The sequence below is a fragment of the Actibacterium sp. D185-2 genome (assembly GCF_054954595.1).
This window is the reverse complement of record NZ_JBPWNX010000002.1, coordinates 271,047-286,411: the sequence shown is the minus strand read 5'-3', so window position 1 is coordinate 286,411 and position 15,365 is coordinate 271,047. Positions and strand designations below refer to the sequence as shown.

The 15,365-nt window shown below is 65.0% G+C and carries 18 protein-coding genes; 7 read left to right on the top strand and 11 right to left on the bottom strand.

The window, feature by feature from the left end; translation table 11 throughout:
* The first annotated feature begins 24 nt into the window (after positions 1 to 24).
* Both ppk2 and ACSR1C_RS04925 read left to right on the top strand, forming a co-directional pair.
* The gene (gene ppk2, locus ACSR1C_RS04930) at positions 25 to 894 is read left to right on the top strand and encodes a polyphosphate kinase 2 (protein ID WP_460258227.1); all 870 of its coding nucleotides are present in this window, start codon (positions 25 to 27) and stop codon (positions 892 to 894) included.
* A complete protein-coding gene (locus ACSR1C_RS04925; RefSeq protein WP_460258226.1) occupies positions 887 to 1,507 on the top strand; it encodes a TetR/AcrR family transcriptional regulator in 621 nt (206 codons plus the stop codon). The genes ppk2 and ACSR1C_RS04925 overlap by 8 nt, the downstream gene beginning before the upstream one ends.
* 143 nt (positions 1,508 to 1,650) lie before the next feature.
* Here the strand turns inward: ACSR1C_RS04925 and rpsI are convergent, their stop codons facing one another.
* The 3 genes from rpsI to ACSR1C_RS04910 form a co-directional block, all read right to left on the bottom strand.
* On the bottom strand, positions 1,651 to 2,145 hold the full coding sequence (rpsI, locus tag ACSR1C_RS04920; protein WP_460258225.1) for a 30S ribosomal protein S9: 495 nt from the start codon (positions 2,143 to 2,145) through the stop codon (positions 1,651 to 1,653).
* Positions 2,145 to 2,609 carry a 50S ribosomal protein L13 gene (gene rplM / locus ACSR1C_RS04915; protein WP_460258224.1) on the bottom strand — a complete coding sequence of 155 codons (465 nt, stop codon included), beginning with the start codon at positions 2,607 to 2,609 and terminating at the stop codon, positions 2,145 to 2,147. Before rplM ends, rpsI begins: the two co-directional genes overlap by 1 nt.
* A gap of 172 nt (positions 2,610 to 2,781) precedes the next feature.
* A complete protein-coding gene (locus ACSR1C_RS04910) occupies positions 2,782 to 4,185 on the bottom strand; it encodes an aminotransferase-like domain-containing protein (RefSeq protein WP_460258223.1) in 1,404 nt (467 codons plus the stop codon).
* Between the two features lie 96 nt (positions 4,186 to 4,281).
* Between ACSR1C_RS04910 and ACSR1C_RS04905 the strand changes: the two genes are divergently transcribed.
* The 3 genes from ACSR1C_RS04905 to speE all read left to right on the top strand — a co-directional run bounded on the left by ACSR1C_RS04905 (position 4,282) and on the right by speE (position 6,064).
* Positions 4,282 to 4,515 (top strand): DUF1127 domain-containing protein, encoded by a 234-nt coding sequence (locus ACSR1C_RS04905; RefSeq protein ID WP_460258222.1) that lies wholly within the window; start codon positions 4,282 to 4,284, stop codon positions 4,513 to 4,515.
* A gap of 200 nt (positions 4,516 to 4,715) precedes the next feature.
* The gene (gene speD / locus ACSR1C_RS04900) at positions 4,716 to 5,222 is read left to right on the top strand and encodes an adenosylmethionine decarboxylase (RefSeq protein WP_460258221.1); all 507 of its coding nucleotides are present in this window, start codon (positions 4,716 to 4,718) and stop codon (positions 5,220 to 5,222) included.
* Positions 5,219 to 6,064 (top strand): polyamine aminopropyltransferase, encoded by an 846-nt coding sequence (speE, locus tag ACSR1C_RS04895; protein ID WP_460258220.1) that lies wholly within the window; start codon positions 5,219 to 5,221, stop codon positions 6,062 to 6,064. Before speD ends, speE begins: the two co-directional genes overlap by 4 nt.
* Positions 6,065 to 6,121: 57 nt before the next feature.
* Here speE and ACSR1C_RS04890 read toward each other — a convergent pair whose 3' ends face one another.
* Positions 6,122 to 6,541: a PaaI family thioesterase gene (locus ACSR1C_RS04890; protein ID WP_460258219.1), complete on the bottom strand. Its 420-nt coding sequence runs from the start codon at positions 6,539 to 6,541 to the stop codon at positions 6,122 to 6,124.
* A 59-nt stretch (positions 6,542 to 6,600) separates the two neighbouring features.
* On the opposite strand from ACSR1C_RS04890, the gene ACSR1C_RS04885 reads away from it, so the two are divergent.
* Entirely contained in the window at positions 6,601 to 7,392 is a 792-nt protein-coding gene (locus tag ACSR1C_RS04885) for an enoyl-CoA hydratase (RefSeq protein ID WP_460258218.1), read from the top strand.
* Here ACSR1C_RS04885 and ACSR1C_RS04880 read toward each other — a convergent pair.
* From ACSR1C_RS04880 to ACSR1C_RS04860, 5 genes are all read right to left on the bottom strand, one after another.
* A complete protein-coding gene (locus ACSR1C_RS04880) occupies positions 7,389 to 8,507 on the bottom strand; it encodes a capsular polysaccharide export protein, LipB/KpsS family (protein WP_460258217.1) in 1,119 nt (372 codons plus the stop codon). The two genes, ACSR1C_RS04885 and ACSR1C_RS04880, sit on opposite strands and share 4 nt — an antisense overlap.
* A gap of 78 nt (positions 8,508 to 8,585) precedes the next feature.
* Positions 8,586 to 9,482, bottom strand: coding sequence for a glycosyltransferase (locus ACSR1C_RS04875; protein WP_460258216.1), 897 nt, complete (start codon positions 9,480 to 9,482; stop codon positions 8,586 to 8,588).
* A 14-nt stretch (positions 9,483 to 9,496) separates the two neighbouring features.
* Positions 9,497 to 10,975, bottom strand: a complete 1,479-nt coding sequence (locus ACSR1C_RS04870; RefSeq protein WP_460258215.1) for a carboxypeptidase M32 — start codon at positions 10,973 to 10,975, stop codon at positions 9,497 to 9,499.
* Positions 10,972 to 12,120: a heme A synthase gene (gene ctaA / locus ACSR1C_RS04865; protein ID WP_460258214.1), complete on the bottom strand. Its 1,149-nt coding sequence runs from the start codon at positions 12,118 to 12,120 to the stop codon at positions 10,972 to 10,974. The genes ACSR1C_RS04870 and ctaA overlap by 4 nt, the downstream gene beginning before the upstream one ends.
* A gap of 56 nt (positions 12,121 to 12,176) precedes the next feature.
* Positions 12,177 to 12,932, bottom strand: coding sequence for an RNA methyltransferase (locus ACSR1C_RS04860; protein ID WP_460258213.1), 756 nt, complete (start codon positions 12,930 to 12,932; stop codon positions 12,177 to 12,179).
* 94 nt (positions 12,933 to 13,026) lie between these two features.
* Here ACSR1C_RS04860 and ACSR1C_RS04855 point away from each other — a divergent pair, with 94 nt between their 5' ends.
* Positions 13,027 to 13,647 (top strand): thiamine phosphate synthase, encoded by a 621-nt coding sequence (locus tag ACSR1C_RS04855; protein ID WP_460258212.1) that lies wholly within the window; start codon positions 13,027 to 13,029, stop codon positions 13,645 to 13,647.
* Positions 13,648 to 13,742: 95 nt separating this feature from the next.
* Here the strand turns inward: ACSR1C_RS04855 and olsA are convergent, their stop codons facing one another.
* Positions 13,743 to 14,567 carry a lyso-ornithine lipid O-acyltransferase gene (gene olsA / locus ACSR1C_RS04850; RefSeq protein WP_460258211.1) on the bottom strand — a complete coding sequence of 275 codons (825 nt, stop codon included), beginning with the start codon at positions 14,565 to 14,567 and terminating at the stop codon, positions 13,743 to 13,745.
* On the bottom strand, positions 14,564 to 15,343 hold the full coding sequence (gene olsB, locus ACSR1C_RS04845; RefSeq protein ID WP_460258210.1) for an L-ornithine N(alpha)-acyltransferase: 780 nt from the start codon (positions 15,341 to 15,343) through the stop codon (positions 14,564 to 14,566). Before olsB ends, olsA begins: the two co-directional genes overlap by 4 nt.
* Positions 15,344 to 15,365 lie beyond the last annotated feature (22 nt).

Below are 15,365 nucleotides of genomic sequence, written 5' to 3'. Positions count from 1 at the left end.
ACCGGACCAGACAGGAGGGTTCACATGACACTTCCATTCGACGGGGCCATCAGCGCCTATTTCCGCGACGACGCCCCCAAATCGCTGCGCGCGGCCATCAACAAGGCCGACAAGAACGACATCCTGTCCGACAGCTATCCCTACGCCGAACAGATGGATCGCGACAAATACGACGCGGTGATGGCCGATCTGCAGATCGAACTGGTCAAACTGCAATCCCACGTCAAGGACAGCGGCAAGCGCGTGGCCGTGGTGTTCGAAGGTCGCGATGCCGCCGGCAAGGGCGGCACGATCAAACGGTTCCGCGAAAACCTCAACCCGCGCGTGGCGCGGGTGGTGGCGCTGCCCAAACCTTCGGACCGTGAAGCCACGCAATGGTATTTCCAGCGCTATATCGAGCAGCTCCCGGCAGGCGGCGAGATCGTGCTGTTCGACCGCAGCTGGTACAATCGCGGCGTGGTCGAACAGGTGTTCGGCTTTTGCACCCCGCAGCAGCGCGCGCATTTTTTCGCCCAATTGCCCGAGTTCGAGTCGATGCTGGTCGAAGAAGGCATCCACCTGATCAAGCTGTGGCTGAACGTGGGCCGGGCCGAACAGATGCGCCGGTTCCTCAAGCGTGAAAAAGATCCGCTCAAGCAGTGGAAACTCAGCTGGATCGACGTCGAGGGGCTGAAGAAATGGGATGCCTATTCGACGGCCATCCAGGAAAACTTCGCCTTTTCGCACAACCCGGTCACGCCGTGGACGGTGGTGCGCTCGGACGACAAGCGCCGCGCCCGGATCGCCGCGATCCAGCAGGTGTTGTGCCAGGTCGACTACCCCGGCAAGAACCCCAAGGTCACCTGCGTACCCGACCCGAAAATCGCCGGCGGCCCCGAGATCTGGGATGCCTAAGAAACGCGGCTATCATCACGGCAACCTGAAACAGGCGCTGGTCGACGCCGCCCTGACCCTGATCGAACAGACCGGCCCCCAAGGCTTCACCCTGTCCGAAGCGGCCAAGACCGCGGGCGTCACCCCCGCCGCCGTCTATCGCCACTTTCAGGGCCGCGACGATCTGATCGCTGAAGCCGCCCGCCAGGGATATGAAATTTTTGCCGATCTGATGGACTACGCCTATCAAAAGGGCCAGCCCTCGGCCCTGGCCAGTTTCGAGGCCACCAGCCGCGCCTATCTGGCCTTCGCCCGCAAATATCCCGGCCATTACATGGCGATGTTCGAAAGCGGCGTGTCGCTCAATGTGACTCCCGAACTGGCCCGTGCCGCGAGCCGCGCCAACGGCATTCTGGAACAGGCCGCCAGCGACCTGTCGCAGCATATCCCGCCCGAAAAACGCCCGCCCGCAGCGATGGTCTCGGCCCATATCTGGGCCATGAGCCACGGCGTGGTCGAACTTTACGCCCGCGGCACCCCCGGCGCCCGCGCGCCGTTTCCGCCAGAGGAACTGCTGGAAAGCGGCATCGGCATCTACCTGCGCGGCCTGGGCCTGATCCCGCCCGACACCTGACCGCCCCTTCTTCTCGGCACAAATACTCCAGCCGGAGGCGCCCCGCACGCAGTGCGAAACGGGCTGCGCCGCAGGCGCGCATTTTGAAAACACAAAAGGCCCGGCACAGACGGCCGGGCCTTTCGAAACATATGGCAGCGTGATCAGCGCTTGGAGAACTGGAAGCTCTTGCGCGCCTTGGCACGGCCGAACTTCTTGCGTTCCACCACGCGGCTGTCGCGGGTCAGGAAGCCCGCAGCCTTCAGCGCGGCGCGCAGGCTGGGATCATACAACTGCAGCGCCTTCGAGATGCCGTGCTTGACCGCACCGGCCTGGCCCGACAGACCACCGCCCTTGACGGTCGCCATCACGTCGAACTGATCTTCCGTGCCCGACACGGTGAAGGGCTGGCGCAGGATCATCTGCAGCACCGGGCGCGCAAAGTAGGTATTGATCTCTTTGCCGTTCACGGTGACCTTGCCGGAGCCCGGCTTGATCCAGACACGAGCGATCGCGTCCTTCCGCTTGCCGGTAGCATAGGAGCGGCCCAGCTCGTCGCGAACCGGCTCGCGCGGTGCGGCCAGTTCCATCAGAACCGCTGCGTCGCTGCCGGAGACGGCTGCGTTCAGCTCGTCGAGGGATTTGATTTCATCAACCATCATGCGCTCCGGGTGTTTTTCGGGTTCATGGATTTCACATCCAGCACTTCCGGCGACTGTGCCTCATGCGGATGCTCGGCGCCGGCATAGACGCGCAGGTTGGTCATCTGCTGGCGCGACAGGCGGTTGCCGGGCAGCATGCGCTGCACGGCCTTGGTGACGACACGCTCGGGGTGCGCGCCTTCCAGGATCTGGCGCGCGGTCCGCGACTTGATGCCACCCGGATGGCCGGTGTGCCAGTAGTAGTTCTTGTCATCGCGCTTCTTGCCGGTCATCTGCACCTTGTCGGCGTTGATGATGATCACGTTGTCACCCATATCCATATGCGGAGTAAAGGTGGCCTTGTGCTTGCCGCGCAGGCGCATGGCGACGATCGAGGCGAGACGTCCCAGAACGACGCCTTCGGCGTCGATCAGGATCCATTTCTTCTCGATATCCGCCGGGGTAGCGGTAAAGGTTTTCATGGTTCTTGGCCCTATGGCTTGGTCTTGGGGGCCAGTGCGGCACCCCGGTGTCTTGGATGGGCGAGTTCTACGGGTTTCACGCGCGCAGTCAAGCGCATGGATGCTGATTTATACGCATGTTTTCAACGCATTACAAAATAGGTATTTAAATACCCCATTTGTCGGCGCCATTTCAGACCCCCATTTCATGCGGCGGGGCGTCCAACAGGCGGCGCAGGGCCTGGCAGCCGCGCTCGAACTCGGCGCGCGGGACGCGGCCATTGATCCCGAAGCGCACGGCATTGGGCGCCCGCCCGTTCTGCAGCACATATTCATCCGCCGAGCGGATCAGGATCCCCTTGCGCTCGCAGGCGCGCTGAAACGACGAGGCGCGCCAGCCCAGCGGCAGCGGCAGATAGGCAAAGGCCACGTCCGAACGCGACCGCAGCGCGTAACCGTCCAGCGCCGCGCGCAGGATCGCCACCCTGGCGGCGGTTTCATCGACCACGCGCTGGCGCAGCTCGGCCGCGTCGGGCGCGCCCAGCACATCGGCCGCCACCTCCAGGATCGGGCGCGACAGACCGAAAAACGAATGCCGCGCCGCCAGCTGGCCGATCTCGGCCTTGCCGTCGGGGGCAATGAACCAGCCCATACGCAGGCCCGGCGCCACCGATTTCGACACCGAAGACACGTACCACACACGTTCCGGCACCAGATCCCGATAGGACGGGCGATCGCGCCGCACCAGGCTGTAGCTTTGATCGTCGATGATCTGGAAATCGAATTCCCGCGCCAGCGCCGCGATCTGCTGACGCCGGGCCGGGCTGGTGGTGATGGTGGTCGGGTTGTGGGCATGGCCCGAGGTTGCCAGCACCTGCACCTCGTGCCGCTCGCAGGCCGCACGCACCGAGGCCGGCACCGGACCTTCCTCGTCCTGCTCGATCGCAATCACCGTGGCGCGCGCCAGCCGCGCCGCATGGCGGAACCCGGAATAGGACAGCTCTTCGGTCAGGACCACCGGCCGCGCGCCGCTCAGCGCCACCTGAAAGATCAGCGACAGCGCGTGTTGGCCGCCATGGGTCAGCACCACATGTTCCGGCGTCAGACACGCGGCATCGAAGGATTCGATCTTGCGCAGCACCAGTCCGCGCACCGCCAGATCGCCGCTGGGGGTGGGATAGTCCAGAAAGCAATCGGTCGGCAGATCCGCGACCTGGTGCAGGGCGCGGCGGATCTGATCGCCCTGCCCCACATCGGGCAGAACCGGCGAGCGCAGATCCAGCACGTCGGGGTCCGACAGGATCGGCAGCGGCCGGATCTCGACCGGCAGCACCGCGGGCGGCGTTGCCTCGGCCTCGGCGACGAACGTGCCGCGCCCGACATGCGCACGCAGCTTGCCCGCATCGGTCAGCCGCTGATAGGCCCGCGCCACCGTGCCCGGCGTCACCTTCATCTGCCAGGCCAGGTCGCGCACCGGCGGCATCTTGTCGCCCGGTGCCAGACGGCCCGCGCGGATCGCACTGCGGATCGCCTCGGCCAGGGCCAGATATTTCGGGCCGTCCACATCGGACAGATCAACATCCAGAATTGTATCCATCACAATGTTTCACTCGCCTTTCGATCCGCCGCATTGTATCTCTTTGATTGTAGCGAAACTACAGGATTGTACCGATACAAAGCAAGGACTAATTCGATGCGTGCCCACATTGTCAGACCAGCCCCGATATTCAGCCCCGATGGCGGCTTTTCCCCGGAGGTTCCGACCAAGCGCCGCACCCACCCGGTGGCGGCCCTGCTTCTGACATGGGACGCACGGTGCAAGATCCGTACCGCACTGGCCCGTCTTACCCCGGCCCAGATGCGCGATATGGGGCTTCATCCTCGCGATGTCGCGGCAGAGGCGGCCAAGCCGTTCTGGCGGGAATAGGACTTTTCAGGAACCTCTTCACTGGCCGGGCCTTGTGCCCGGCCTCTTTTTTTTCGCGACTGCGGCGAAAAGGGATTGATCGAATCCCGCGCGCCGCTTAGGTGCCGCCTCACGTTAGGGACCGATCCCAACTTCGGAACATCCGGGGGGGCGCTAAGGGACCTACTGGATTCAATCTGCTGGAAAGAAGGGGATGCGCCATGGACCGCGCCGACCTCTTCCAACTGGGGATCGGTCTGGAGACAGGCGCCCATGCGGAAGACACACGCAGCCTTGCGGCTGCCAACGATGCCAGTGACATTTTCGACCCGGACCGCGACGACCATTTCATTCGCCGCGACGGCAAGGTTTTTGCTGGCACCCATCTGATCATCGAGGTGGTGAACGGCCACGGGCTGGATGACGAGGCCCGCATCCAGCGTGCCTTTCGCGATTGCGTCGATGAATGTGGCGCGACCCTGCTGCATATCCATACCCACAAGTTCAGCCCCCAGGGCGTCAGCGGCGTGGCGGTTCTGGCCGAAAGCCATATCTCGGTGCACACTTGGCCCGAGATCGGCTATGGCGCATTTGACGTGTTCATGTGCGGCGACGCCGACCCGTGGCGCGCGGTGGATGTGCTGAAGGCAGCCTTCGGCACCGACGATGTGCGGGTCGAGGAACTGCTGCGCGGCGACGGGCTGGTATCGGACGAGGCCGCAGCATGAGCGACTGGATTCGCGAAAGCCTGCATCCCGACTATGCCCAGGCGCTGCGGGTGGACGAGATGCTATATGACAGCAAGACCGAACATCAGCGGCTGAAAGTGTTTCAGAACGGCACTTTCGGCCGGGTGCTGACGCTGGACGATGTGGTGCAGACCACCGAGGGCGACAATTTCATCTATCACGAGATGCTGACCCATGTGCCGATTCTGGCCCATGGCGCGGCAAAGCGGGTGCTAATCATCGGCGGCGGTGATGGCGGCATGGCACGCGAGGTGCTGCGCCATGCCTCGGTCACGCATGTCACCATGGTCGAGATCGACGCGGGCGTAGTGGAATTTTCCAAGGCGTATCTGCCGATGTTGTCGCAGGGCGCGTTCGACGATCCGCGCCTGGATCTGGCCATCAACGACGGCGCCGCCTTCATGCGTGAAACGGAAGAGAAATTCGACGTGATCATCGTCGACTCGACCGATCCGATCGGACCGGGCGAGGTGCTGTTCACCGACACGTTCTATGGCCACGCCAAACGCGCGCTGACGCCGGGCGGCATTCTGGTCACCCAGAACGGCGTGCCGTTCCTGCAAGGTGACGAGCTGACCAACACGCTGCGTGCCTTCAAGGCGCTGTTTACCGACTGGGGCTGCTATATGGCCACGATCCCGACCTATGCCGGCGGGCCGATGGCCTTTGGCTGGGGCACCGATGGCGGTGCGGGGGCGGTGGATGTGGCCACGCTACAGGCACGGTTCGCCGAGGCCGGATTCGCGACCGGGTATTATACGCCCGAGGTGCACAAGGCCGCCTTCGCCCTGCCCGCCTATGTGAAAAAGCTGCTGCCCTGAACCGGGCGCGAGACCTGGTTCGCCTCCGGCGGGAGTATTTTTGCCGAGAAGAAGGGGTTAGCGCGGCGGGATCGAATAGGTCAGGCTGGCATGGGCGACCGGATCGGGTGCGCCGTCGGACAGGATCGTCGCCGTCCCCACCGCCAGCACCCGGCCCAGTTTCAGAAGCTTCGCCTCGCAGATCAGATCGCGGCCCGCCGCCGGTTTGCGCATGAAATCTATGCTGCAATTGGTGGTCACGGCCAGCGCCCGCGGCCCGATCATCGCCAGCACCGCCAGATAGATCGCCACATCCGCCAGCGCAAAGATCGACGGGCCCGACACCGTACCGCCGGGGCGCAGATGCTGCGGCCCCACCTTCAGGCGCAGGCGCGCGGTCATCGGGGCGACCTGCTCGACCGTGAAATCCTGCGCGACCTGTGGAAATTCGGCGCGCAGGAACTCCTCCAGCGCTGCGCTGTCCATCACTGGCTGCATGTCTCTTTCCCCTCTCCCACTCCCGCCCTAGACTTTGCTGAAAAGGGAGGAATGGCAAGATGAGTGACGAGATACTGTTACGCACGGATCGGGGCGGCGTGGCCGAGCTGACGCTGAACATGCCGGGGCGGCTGAATGCACTGTCGGATGCGATGCTGGCGGCACTTCAGGCGCAGATCGACGCGCTGGCCGATGACACCGCCACCCGCGCGGTGATCCTGCGCGGCGCGGGCAAGGTGTTCTGCGCGGGTCATGACCTGAAAGAGATGACCGCGGGCCGGCAGGCCGAAGACGGCGGGCGCGCCTATTTCGCCGATCTTTTTGCCCGTTGCGCGCGGGTGATGACCGGGTTGCAGCGCATCCCGCAGCCGGTGATCGCCGAGGTGCATGGCATCGCCACGGCCGCCGGCTGTCAGCTTCTGGCGTCCTGCGACATGGCTGTGGCGGCACAAGGCACGCGCTTTGGCGTGAACGGGGTGAATATCGGCCTGTTCTGCTCGACCCCGATGGTGGCGTTGTCGCGCAACGTGCCGCGCAAGCACGCCTTCGAGATGCTGACCACCGGCCGCTTCATCGACACCGCAAAGGCCGAGGCACTGGGCCTGATCAACCGCGCCGTGGCGCCCGATGATCTGGCCGCCGTCACCCGCGATCTGGCCGACACGGTGGCGGCCAAGCTGGGGGCCGCCGTACGGATCGGCAAGGCCGCGTTTTACGAGCAGATCCAGATGCCCGTAGATCAGGCCTATGCCTATGCCGGCGACGTGATGGTGCAGAACATGCTGTTTCGTGACACCGAGGAAGGCATCAGCGCCTTTCTGGAAAAGCGTTCGCCCGACTGGCAGACCTAACGCTTTGCGGCCTGATCCGCGTCGAAGCTGCGGATGATCCCGGTCACCCGTTCGATCGGCGCGTCGCGCAGGCTGTCGCGCTCGAAATACCGGGTATAGCGCACCAGCGCAGTGGCGAAGATATCCTCGAATGTCAGCCGGTTGGCACGGCGCGTCACGGGGGCGAAGTGATCGGTCGTGGCGCCCCAGCCCGCATAGAACGACACCCCGAACGCGTGGACCGCGCAGCCCGCCATGCCCGCATCCAGCCCCGCCCCCGAGGTGTTGACCGCCACCGCCGGGCGCGCGCGGAACAGCTGTTTGAGTGACACGTCGGTGCCGATCTCGACCACCTGCGGAAAGGCCGCGGCGATGGCCCGGCGTTCCTGTACGATGATCGGGTTGCGCGGGTGCGGCTTGTAAAAGATGCGTCGCGCGGGGCCGAACAGATCGACCGCGGCGCACACCAGCGCCAGATTGTCGGCCACGGTCGGCACGGTCTCGATCCAGGCGGCGTCGCCCGGCACCTGGCCGACCACGACCACATCGCTGCCGGTGATCGCCAGCGGCGAGGCCTGATCGTATTCCAGGAATTTCTGAAGGCTGCTGTTGCGGGCGGTTTCAACGAAATCGGCGATGGCGGGATCGTCGCGCCAGTCGCCGGGGCGCGTGGCGTTCAGGATATCCTCCAGATCACTTGGTCCGCGCCCGTCGAAATAGGGCCTTTGGCTGTCGCTCAGGTAGCCGATGACCGGAAAGCCGTATTTGATGCCAAAGCCGATCAGCGTGTTTTCCAGATAGCGCACCTGATAGCCCAGATCGCGGAAATCGAAGCCGAAGCGCTGTTTGTCGGAATAGCCCCAATGCACGAAGATCAGCGTCTTGCGGTTGCCGAGGCCATAGATGGCGCGCGCCACGGCGGAAAATGGCCGTTTCAGCACCCGGTGCCAGCGCTTGCGAAACCGCGGCGTGATTCCGCGAAACCACAGCCCGTCGGGCGCGGCCAGATGCCGGATCATCGGTTTCTGATGCCGCATCGCGGTGGCGATATAGATCGGGCGGTGCGTCAGATGCGACAGCGTGACCCAGAAACAGGCGATGAACGGATGCAGCAGCGTCTGGAGAAGGATAAGCACGTGTACGGACCTTTGAAGGGGGGCACCGGGGCCTCTGGCGGCGGCTTATAGCGTGCCGGACGGCGCACGCCAACCGGATCAGCGCCGGGGGCGCAGCGCCAGCTCCAGCTTGTTCAGCGCCCGCGTATACCACCGCGCATTGACGGACTTAAAGACGAAGGGTCGGCGCACATGTGGGTTTTCGGGGGTCAGGTAATCCTCGGCGAAGGGTAAATCGGTCAGCGGGCGCGCCAGGAACGCGGCGCGCGTGGACGGGTCCATGTCGGTGAACCGGCGCACATCGCGGCCCAGAATACGGTCGGCCCATCGGGCGCCCAGCGTCTGATCCTTATAGCGGAAAAACGGCACCTCGGGGCAGAAGAACACGAACGGATCGCCCATCACCATCATCTGCGCGAAGCCCGCGTCGCGGGCGCGTTCGGCATTGGCCCGTTCAGAAGGTTGAAACCGCCACCCCACCGCGCGCAGCCGGCCGACATGGGCGACGGTCATGTCGTTATAGAACATGTCCACCACGCGCCGCGCGTCGGTCGTGGCGAAGGTGTAGCCGCGCCAGCCGGGCACCGGGCGCAGCAGGCGGCGGCGACTGGCCCGGCGCGCGCCCTTCAGAAATACCGGGCTGACGAATGCCGCGTCCGGGTGCGCGTCGAACCAGCCGCGCAAGGCGTCCAGTTCCTCGGCCGTGACGGCGCGCACCACCTGCACATCGTCTTGCAGAAACAGCAGAAATTCGCCCTCGGCCGCGTCAAGGGCGGCCTGCATATTGCCGTAAAGCCCGCCCAGCCGCGCCGCGCGCGCCCTGTCGGGGCGGATCACCAGATCGCCCAGCGTGTCCAGATACGCCAGGGTTTCGGGCGCGTCCGAACCATCGTCATAGACCCGCACCCGTGCGCCGGGCAGATTGCGGCGTACCGACGCCAGACAATTCGCGACATAGGCCCCGCGGTTGTAGGAAAAGATCGCAACCTCCAGCATCGTCCCCCGGGGCCCTAGACCCCGTAAAGCGCGCCGAACTTGGCGTCGAGATAATCCAGCAGCGGTCCTTCGTTGGGCGCGAACCCGCAGGCGTTTTCGATCACCTCGGCCGGGGTATAAAGCCCGCCATGGCGCTGCACATGCGCGCGCAGCCAATCGGTCGCGCCCTCGGTCCGGCCGCGCGCAAGGGCGTCGTCCAGATCGGGCACGGCGGCCCGCATCGCCAGATTCAGGCAGCCCGCATAGACATTGCCCAGCGTATAGGTCGGGAAATAGCCAAACAGCCCCACCGACCAGTGCACATCCTGCAGCACCCCGTTCGAGGGCTTGTCGACCGCCACCCCGAAATCATGCACGAACCGCGCGTTCCAGGCCGCTTCCAGGTCGGCCACATCCAGCGTGCCCGCGATCAGTTGCCGCTCCAGATCGAAGCGCATCATGATATGCAGGTTGTAATGCACCTCGTCGGCCTCGGTGCGGATGAACCCCGAATGCACCCGGTTGACGGCGCCATAGAACGCATCGGCATCCGCCGCCCCCGCATCGCCGAAAATCGCCTGCATCCGGCCGAACAGCCAGCCGGTAAAGGCGCGCGACCGGCCCAGCTGATTTTCATAGATCCGGCTTTGGCTTTCATGCACCCCCATCGACACGCCCTGCCCCAGCGGCGTCAGCGCATAGGCCGGGTCGATCCGCTGCTCGTAACAGCCATGCCCGACCTCGTGGATGGTGGAGTAAAGACAGTTGAACGGCTCGGGTTCGACCACCCGCGTGGTGATCCGCACGTCAGAGCCGGAGCCGGAACTGAACGGATGCACCGCCTTGTCCATCCGCCCGTGGCGCCAGTCATAGCCGAAATGGGTCGCGGCCTCGCGCGCAAGCTGCAACTGCCCGGCCTCGGCGAAGTCGCCCGTCAGCGGCGCGGGCACATGGCCCGATCCCATGATCCGCTCGCGCAGCATCACCAGACGCGGGCGCATCCGGTCGAACATCGCACCGGTTTCGGCGGCGGTGGCGCCGGGTTCGTAATCGTCCATCAGCGCGTCATACAGATCGCCGCCATCGGCCAGCGCGGCGGCCTCTTCGCGTTTCAGCGCGACGACCCGTTCCAGCGTGGGCAGAAAATGCGCCACGTCATCGGCGGCGCGGGCCTCGGCCCAGATGCCCTGGGCGCGGCTGGTCACGCGGGCCAGTTCGGCGGCCAGCGTTTCGGGCAGGCGCGTGGCACGGGCATAGGACCGGCGGATATGGCGCATCTTGGCCGCGCCCACCGCATCCAGCGTGCCATCGTCGATCGCATCCAGCCATCCGCCGATCTTCGGATCGGTGCGGCGGGCATGAAGCACACCCTCCAGCGCGCCGATTTCTTCGGCCCGCTGGGCGGCGGCACCGCGCGGCATCACGGTTTCCTGATCCCAGCCAAGGCGGCCGGCGACCTGGGCCAAAGCCTCGGTCTGGTGCTGAAACGCCATCAGCGCGTCAAAAGCGGTCATGCGGTCCCCCGGATGGATTGTTGCAACGGATAATGCGACAAGAAGCGCGCATGCAGGATCAGCACCCATAGCACGATCGCGCCCAGTTGATGGAAAATCGCGATCTGCAACGGTGCCGAATGCATCACCGTGACGATCCCCAGCACCACCTGACCGAACAGCATCAGCCCCATCCAGTCAAAGGCGCGGCGGGTCCTGAGGTTGCCGCTTTTACGGGCACGGTTCCAGACCACCATCCCGAAGATGAATAGCAGATACCCGGCCATGCGGTGCAGGAACTGCACCAGCCCCGCATCCTCGAAGAAATTGCGCCACCAGGGCGACAGCGCGAACAGATCGGGCGGCAGAACGCCCCCCGCCATCAGCGGCCAGTCGGTAAAATTGCGCCCCGCGTCGATCCCCGCCACCAGTGCCCCCAGCAGGATTTGCAGAAACGCGAAATGCATCAGCCCGGTGGACATCGAGAACAGCTTGGCCTCGCGCCCGCGCCGGGCCTGCATCAGATCCTTCTCGCTGCGGGCCAGCGCGAACACATACCACGCAATGAAACCGAGGATGACAAAGGCCAGCCCCAGATGCACGGCCAGCCGATAAGACGCCACATCCAGCCGTGCGCCGGTCAGGCCGGAGCTGACCATCCACCAGCCAATCGCGCCCTGCGCCCCGCCCAGCACACCGATACCCAGCAAGCGCCCGGTCCAGCCGGTGGGGATGCGTTTTGTCAGCAGAAAAAACAGAAAACCGACCGCCCAGACCAGCCCGATCATCCGGCCCAGCTGCCGGTGGCCCCATTCCCACCAATAGATGTACTGAAACTCGGACAGCGTCATGCCCCGGTTTTGCAACTGAAATTCCGGGGTGGCCTGATATTTCCCGAATTCGGCCATCCAGGCGGCCTGATCCATCGGCGGCAGCGCGCCGGTCACCGGCTTCCACTCGGTGATCGACAGCCCGCTATCGGTCAGCCGGGTCAGCCCGCCGATAAGGATCATCGCCGCGACCATCGCAAACAGCACGATCAGCCAGATCCGCACCGCCCCACGCGCGCCCTTATGCGCCTTGTCGATCCCGCCCGGCTGCGGCACGGGCTGCCCGGCAGGCGTGTCGCCGCCGACCTCTTCGAAAATGCTGCGCTTGCCGCTCATGCCGTCCCCCGCTCTGTCCTGCCCGGACAGTAGGCCCCGCCCGAAGGCGCTTCAAGTCACTCTCCGTGGGTTTTCCACCGCACCATTTGCCGCAGAACCCCATGCAGGATCTGCACATCGGCGCGGGTCAGCGGCATCCTGCTCCACATGTTGCGCAGGTTCTGTTTCATCCCCGCGGCCTTGATCTCCGGAAAGAAGAAGCCGGCCTCGTCCAGCCGCTCCTCGTAATGATCGCCCAGCTTCTCGATCTCGATCTGGCTGGCAAACTCGGTCTTCGCCATCTCGACTACCTCGGGCACGATATCGGCGGTCTGACGGCGCCATTCATAGGCGGTCAGCAACACGCATTGCGCCAGATTGAGCGAGGCGAAATCCGGATTCACCGGGACCGAGACAATGGCATTGGCCCGCGCCACATCGTCATTTTCCAGCCCGGCGCGTTCGGGGCCGAACAGAACCGCGACGCGGCGCCCCTCGGCCACCAGCGCGCGGGCATGTTCCATCGCGCGCTCGGGCGTCATCACGGGCTTGGTCAGATCGCGGCCCCGCGCCGTGGTGGCAAAAACGAAATCGCAATCGGCCACGGCGGCGCCGGTGTCGTCGAACAGCCCCGCCTGATCCAGCAACCGCCCCGCCCCCGAGGCCAACGCCACCGCGCGCGGATTGGGCCAGCCGTCGCGCGGGGCGACGATGCGCATCCGGTCCAGCCCAAAATTCCACATCGCCCGCGCGGCCCCGCCGATATTCTCGCCCATCTGCGGGCGAACCAGGACAAAGGCGGGCTGCGGGCCGGTTTGCATGTTCTGTGCCATGGCCGCGCATTTACGCCGGGCCCGGCCTCAGGGCAAGCACTTGTGAGCCGCCCACACCCAAGCTATGAGGGCGCAACCCGAAAAGGATGGCCCCATGTCCGAAGACCAGGCACCGCAAATCTATCTGATCACCCCGCCCGAATTCGACCTGTCCACATTTCCCGACCGGCTGGCCGCGGTGCTGGACGCGCATCCGGTGGCCTGCGTGCGCCTGGCCCTGGCCTCGAAAGACGAAGACCGGGTCGGTCGCGCCGCCGATGCGCTGCGCGAGATCTGCCATGCCCGCGACATCGCCCTGACCATCGAGGAACATGTGCAACTGGTCGACCGGCTCGGCCTCGACGGGGTGCACCTGACCGACGGCGCACGCTCGGTGCGCAAGGTGCGCAAGGCACTGGGCGCCGATGCCATCGTCGGTGCGTTCTGCGGCGCGTCGCGCCATGACGGGCTGAACGCGGGCGAAGCCGGTGCCGATTACATCAGCTTCGGCCCGGTCGGCGACAGCGCCCTGGGCGACGGTACCTGCGCCGAGCACGACCTGTTCGCGTGGTGGTCCGAAGTGATCGAAGTACCGGTGGTGGCCGAAGGCGCGCTGACCCCCGAACTCGTGGCCCAACTGGCGCCCTTCACCGATTTCTTCGGCGTGGGCGAAGAAATCTGGTCCCAGGATGACCCCGCCGCCGCCCTCGGTGCGCTGATCGCGGCCATGGTCTGACCCTGCCCCTTCTTCTTGGCGCAAATACTCCCGCCGGAGGCCAGGAAAATTCTTCACGAAGAATTTTTCGCTTAAAAATTTTCGGGAAAATTTTTTTATCCCGCGACAGGAAACGCGCTGCGCACCGCCTGTTCGCAGGCCAGCGCCAGCGCCTTGCGGCTGTCGAAATCGGCCACTTTCAGCGCCGGATGGTACACCAACTCGACCGATCCCTGCCGCCGCGCCGCCAATATCTTCAGCAGATGCGGGCCAAACGCCATCTCGCCCCACCAGCCATAGAAACGCGGATCCGCCCCCTTAGGCGCGCGGTAAATCACCGTGACCGGTTGCACATGCAGAAAGCCGCGCAGCGCCTCGCTGAAAAACGCCGCGAACAGCGTCGATTTGAACGGCAGCACCCGCTGCCCGTCGGTCGAGGTGCCCTCGGGGAAAAACAACAGCTTGTGGCCGGCCTTCAGCCGCGCTTCGAACAGCGCGGTCTGCGCCTTCGCCTCGCGCCGGTCGCGGTTGATGAATACCGTGCCGGTGGACCGCGCCAGCCAGCCGATGCCAGGCCACTGCGCCACCTCGGCCTTGGAGACGAAATAGACCCGCTTGCGCGCATTCAGCGCGAAGATGTCCAGCCACGACGAATGGTTCGCCACCACCGCGCCACGCTGCGTCATCCGTGCGCCGCGCACCTGATAGGGGATGCGCAGGATGACAAAGGCCGCGCGACAGACAAACTGCGTGATGAAGGGTGTGACCGGGCGATGCCAGCCAAAAAGCGGCCGCTCGATCAGTCGCAGCAGCAGCAGCAAGGCCAAACCGCCGAACACCAGCAGCCCCAGCGCGGTGCCGCGCCAGATTGCCCGCAGCCAGCCCATCGGCGTGATCGCCGGCATGTCGGGCGTACTGCCGTCATCCCAGACCGGGCTCACCGGCCGCGATCCCCCGAATAGCGCGCGCGGCTTTTCGCGGTCATCTTCTCTGTGTCCATGATCAGGCAGACATCGGTGGTGTTGAAGGCGTGATCGACATAGGCTCCCTCGCCCACGAACCCACCCAGCCGCAGATAGGCCTTGATCAGCGCCGGGGTCGCCAGCATCGCCGCCTTGCGGTCGACCTCGTCTTTCCGGATCAGATCCATCGAATGGAAATGTTCGGGCAGCACCCGCACCCGCAATTCAGGCGGTGCCAGGTGGAAATGGTGCAGATAGGCCAGCGGCGTTTTCAGCGCCTCCAGATCGGTGCCATGGAAACTGGCCACCCCGAACAGCACCTCGATCCGGTGATCCAGCACATAGCGCGCCAGCCCGTTCCACAGACGCATCAGCGCGGTGCCGCCCCGGTAATCGCGGTGCACGCAGGAGCGGCCCAGTTCCAGCAACCGCCGCCCGCTTTGCTTGAGCACGGTCAGATCGTATTCGGCCTCGGAATAATAGCGGCCCAGCTTTTCGGCCTGATCGCTGCGCAGCAACCGGTAAACCCCCACCACATGCTCCAGCGCGGCGGCATCGCGCCGTTTGTCGATCAGAATCAGGTGATCGTAGAACGGGTCGAACGCGTCACGCTCCAGCCGCGCATCATGATCGACCATGGCGCCGTCGCCGCCCAGTTCGGCCACAAAAACCTCATACCGCAAGCGCTGCGCGGCAAGCAGATCATTGGGCGCGGTGGCGAGCTTCAGCTCGAAATGGTCGTCACTGGGGAGCATGGCGGGCTGAGCGTTTCCGTTC

Coding starts and splice junctions, on each gene's coding strand:
- ACSR1C_RS04885 (WP_460258218.1), top strand. CDS start 6,601: ATGAGTGACGAGATACTGTTACGCACGGATCGGGGCGGCGTGGCCGAG.
- rpsI (WP_460258225.1), bottom strand. CDS start 2,145: ATGGTTGATGAAATCAAATCCCTCGACGAGCTGAACGCAGCCGTCTCC.
- ACSR1C_RS04925 (WP_460258226.1), top strand. CDS start 887: ATGCCTAAGAAACGCGGCTATCATCACGGCAACCTGAAACAGGCGCTG.
- rplM (WP_460258224.1), bottom strand. CDS start 2,609: ATGAAAACCTTTACCGCTACCCCGGCGGATATCGAGAAGAAATGGATC.
- ACSR1C_RS04860 (WP_460258213.1), bottom strand. CDS start 12,932: ATGGCACAGAACATGCAAACCGGCCCGCAGCCCGCCTTTGTCCTGGTT.
- speE (WP_460258220.1), top strand. CDS start 5,219: ATGAGCGACTGGATTCGCGAAAGCCTGCATCCCGACTATGCCCAGGCG.
- ACSR1C_RS04905 (WP_460258222.1), top strand. CDS start 4,282: ATGCGTGCCCACATTGTCAGACCAGCCCCGATATTCAGCCCCGATGGC.
- ACSR1C_RS04855 (WP_460258212.1), top strand. CDS start 13,027: ATGTCCGAAGACCAGGCACCGCAAATCTATCTGATCACCCCGCCCGAA.
- olsB (WP_460258210.1), bottom strand. CDS start 15,343: ATGCTCCCCAGTGACGACCATTTCGAGCTGAAGCTCGCCACCGCGCCC.
- ACSR1C_RS04890 (WP_460258219.1), bottom strand. CDS start 6,541: ATGCAGCCAGTGATGGACAGCGCAGCGCTGGAGGAGTTCCTGCGCGCC.
- ACSR1C_RS04910 (WP_460258223.1), bottom strand. CDS start 4,185: ATGGATACAATTCTGGATGTTGATCTGTCCGATGTGGACGGCCCGAAA.
- ACSR1C_RS04875 (WP_460258216.1), bottom strand. CDS start 9,482: ATGCTGGAGGTTGCGATCTTTTCCTACAACCGCGGGGCCTATGTCGCG.
- speD (WP_460258221.1), top strand. CDS start 4,716: ATGGACCGCGCCGACCTCTTCCAACTGGGGATCGGTCTGGAGACAGGC.
- ACSR1C_RS04870 (WP_460258215.1), bottom strand. CDS start 10,975: ATGACCGCTTTTGACGCGCTGATGGCGTTTCAGCACCAGACCGAGGCT.
- ppk2 (WP_460258227.1), top strand. CDS start 25: ATGACACTTCCATTCGACGGGGCCATCAGCGCCTATTTCCGCGACGAC.
- ctaA (WP_460258214.1), bottom strand. CDS start 12,120: ATGAGCGGCAAGCGCAGCATTTTCGAAGAGGTCGGCGGCGACACGCCT.